This is a genomic window from Anaerotruncus sp. G3(2012) (assembly GCF_000403395.2).
GTDB lineage: Bacteria > Bacillota > Clostridia > Oscillospirales > Ruminococcaceae > Anaerotruncus.
On record NZ_KE159660.1, the window covers coordinates 67,725 to 70,240 of the forward strand.

Here is a 2,516-nt window from a genome sequence, read left to right on the forward strand (position 1 = left end):
AGCGCGCTTCGGGCTGAAAGCCCGAGAAGCGAAGGGCGTTGTTTTGGTCGGGAACCCAAAACAACATGCGCCCGGTGACCCCTCGCCCGTGAGGCAGCCCGCAGGGTCGTCGCGGCGGATGCGCGATCTCGGCCTAAGAGCCGCCTGCGGCGGTTGGCCTCGAAACGCTCGCTGCGGCTCGCAGTCCGGTCCGCAAGTCCGAGAAGTCCCCCGAAGCAGGGTGCTTGCGCCCCGGAAGTTTGGTCGGGAATCCAAACTTCCGTTGCCCTGGAACCCAAAACGCCGCACACCTTGGGGCCAAACGGATGCTGCCTTAACGCATCAGATCGAAAGCAAAACAGCATCGCCGTACATATTCGCCTATCTATTCGTTTATATATTCATAAATCTATTGAAAACTATATTCACGAATATATTCATGGAGGTATTGGAAATTATGGCAAACAAATTTACCAAAAGCGTCCTTGAGCGGCAGGCCAAGGAGATGAAAGCACGCTCGTCCAAACCCGCGGAAGAGGGAATCCGCCCTGCGGCACCAGCCGCGCCAGCGGAAACCGCCCCCACAACCCCGCCGGAACCCACCCCGGCAGACACTCAAACGATCAGCCCACCCGAGCTGCCCGAACCAACCCCGCCCGAATCCCGGACAAGCTCCCCGCAAAATCCGCCGAACCCAGAAATCATGCCGGAGCCGATCCCGGAAACAGTGCCGGCTCCCCCAGCAGGGGAGGGAAACATCAAGCCGCGTCCCGCACGTAAAACAGCTGCCCCGCTGCCCGATCTGACCGCGTTCATCGTGCGGGACGAAGGCCGCAACGCCAAAAACAAAACCTTCTATCTGGATGAAGCGGTCATTGACGCGCTGCATCGCGCCGCAGTCGCCCAAAAAATCACCGACAGCAAACTGGTAAACGACATTCTCAAGAAAATTTTGGGGGTCTGATGTAAAGGAAAATCCCTTTCCAAACGGGACGGTACCAACTAACCGAAACTGGGTACCTTTCTCATTTTTCAATCGCTGTTTTTCGAAATAAGCAACGGATTCCTTTGATTTTCTCTGTTTTTTAAGCGATTTCAGTTCAAAGCCATTCGGGAGGGTTTTTCAACTTTTTACACTCTGTAATCTTTTTCACGGTACCACTAACCGAAACTGGGTACCTTTTCAAATTTTATTTCTATTTAACCGGCAATCTCTCCGGATTTCTCCGGATTCCTCTATTATTTGCCCCAATCCATAACTCTTTAAAAATACTACAGAAATAAAAAAAGCTTTACCTTACGTATACAATCCCAAACCAGCCACAAAAAAGTGGGACCGCAGCCAGCCGGACAACGGTACACAAATCCGCCCCACAACTAACCAAAACTGGGTACCATCCTTTTTATAATTGCCTGTTTATCCACTGATTCCTCTGTTTTTCTCATGATTGCTTCGATTTTCACAAAAATTTAAAATTCTGCGATTTTTCTCGAAATCTTTCCGAAAACACGCATATTTTGCGGGAAATTGGGCAACCAAGCAACCTGGTGGTCAGTTTCTCAACCACAACCCAATCACTAACCGAAACTGGGTACCATAAAAAGCAATTCCCTCAAAATCTCCTGAAATCAGCCATTTACGGCGAATATCTCCCGTTTTTAACAACCCGTCAAAATGCAGAACCACCCCTCTTGGCCACCCGCCCGGACAGACAACCCCCCATACAAACCGGTTCTGCCCACCATGCAAACCAAAACTGGGTACTAGACTAACCGAATCTGCCAATCTTACAAACCAAAACTGGGTACCTTAAAAAAACCAGGGCCATCCGGCAAACTCCCATCAAAAGCCAGTCCACCCACCCAATTTTCACTAAAAAAAATCCCTGTATGTACTGTATGTTATGTACGTACTATAGGAACCAAAACAGCCGATCTTTCAACATCGGCCTGTTTCTGGTGTAAAAATCGTTAAAAAAACAACAACGGCAGCATCCGTTTGGCACCAGACCAAGCGCCCTTCTTCGGGGGACTTCTCGGACCTGCGGTCCGAAGCGCGGCTAAGGCCGCGACAGCCGCTCGGCGCACCCCACAAGAGGGGCTGAGGGCAACGGAAGTTTGGGTTCCCGACCAAACTTCCGGGGCGCAAGCGCCCTTCTTCGGGGGACTTCTCGGATCTGCGGTCCGAAGCGCGGCTAAGGCCGCGACGCCCCCTCAGTTTGCCTTACGGGCTAGGGGGCAGTGCCCCCTCCCCGTATGCCCCTCCCCGGCAAGCCTTGTGCACCGATCCGTTCGAGCACAGTGTAGAGGGGTTCTGCGGTGCGGCCCGGGTCGAGTGGGCGGGGCCTGTCTGGGCAAAAAACAGGTCAGGGCGGGCACTGACATGCGTGTCCCTTCCGCCCAGCCAAAGGCGGGCACCCTTCCGGGGGTTCCATAAGGGGGGTGGGGCGCATGTTGTTTTGGAATCCCGACCAAAACAACGCCCTTCGCTTCTCGGGCTTTCAGCCCGAAGCGCGCTTGCGCGCGACGCTCGGGCA

General features: G+C 53.5%; 1 protein-coding gene. It reads left to right on the forward strand.

Features of this window, described 5'->3' with window-relative positions:
* The first annotated feature begins 436 nt into the window (after positions 1 to 436).
* On the forward strand, positions 437 to 943 hold the full coding sequence (locus tag C814_RS11005; RefSeq protein WP_016317901.1) for a hypothetical protein: 507 nt from the start codon (positions 437 to 439) through the stop codon (positions 941 to 943).
* The last annotated feature ends 1,573 nt before the right edge of the window (positions 944 to 2,516 follow it).

Excerpts from the sequence above, each read along its gene's own strand:
- C814_RS11005 (WP_016317901.1), top strand. The coding sequence starts at position 437 with ATGGCAAACAAATTTACCAAAAGCGTCCTTGAGCGGCAGGCCAAGGAG.